Source organism: Blautia sp. DFI.1.216 (genome assembly GCF_020594215.1).
GTDB classification, from domain to species: domain Bacteria; phylum Bacillota; class Clostridia; order Lachnospirales; family Lachnospiraceae; genus Blautia_A; species Blautia_A wexlerae.
Genome location: NZ_JAJDML010000184.1, coordinates 1 through 450, shown reverse-complemented (window position 1 = coordinate 450; position 450 = coordinate 1). Strand labels below are relative to the sequence as shown.

Annotated in this window: 1 pseudogene; it reads right to left on the bottom strand. The window is 47.3% G+C overall.

Annotated elements, in window-relative coordinates:
• Positions 1-450 (bottom strand): annotated as a pseudogene (locus tag LJE11_RS19355) (IS200/IS605 family accessory protein TnpB-related protein); the annotation flags it as partial.

Below are 450 nucleotides of genomic sequence, written 5' to 3'. Positions count from 1 at the left end.
ATCTTTCCGTTCATTTCCAGATACTCAAATACGATCACATCTGCATGATTCTCCCATGCATATTCTGCAACTGCCCCTGCGATCTTTCTGCTTAATTCTATATTCAGACGTCTGGTGTATGCCCACCTGTCCCCTGCCTGCGCAGATCCATGTTCCCTCTGGAATCTGCGGATTCGTCCCAGTGTGCGGTACATACGGTCTTTTTCACTGGGGAAGTCAATAAACTTTCTCCCCAGGACAGTTCCGTCTGCCCGCATGATGGTACAGACTGCATCCGTATTGATCCCCAGATCCACACTGCAGATGATCTGCTCTTTTACAGGTGTCTTGGTAAACATCACTTCTTCTGTATAGGAAAAACGCAGGAAATATTTATGGTGTCTCTTTTCCAGTGTCGGGGCAGATGCCTTTTTCCCATACCAGTTCCTGCGCAGGTATTCCATATCCGTA